We start from the raw sequence: 231 nt of genomic DNA on the forward strand, positions 1-231 counted from the left end.
GGATCGCTCCCGCATCGGCCAGCAACCGTCGCCACGAAGAGTGCTGATAGTGAAATCCCTGATCCGAGTGCACAATTGGGCACTCCTGTTCACCGAGGGTGTCCAACGCTGCCCGCAGGGAACGGTTGGTGAACTCCGTCGTCGGGGACTTTCCGATCGAATACGAGATGATCTGGCGGTCGAACAGATCCATCACCGGCGACAGATACAACTTCGCGTCCCCGACCCGGA

At 59.7% G+C, this 231-nt stretch carries 1 protein-coding gene; it reads right to left on the reverse strand.

Translation table 11 applies throughout. From position 1 onward, the window contains the following. Positions 1–231: DDE-type integrase/transposase/recombinase (locus QM590_RS25830; protein WP_283279481.1), on the reverse strand; the 231-nt coding region annotated here is incomplete at both ends.

The sequence above is a fragment of the Rhodococcus sp. IEGM 1372 genome, from assembly GCF_030056835.1.
Taxonomy (GTDB): Bacteria; Actinomycetota; Actinomycetes; order Mycobacteriales; family Mycobacteriaceae; genus Rhodococcoides.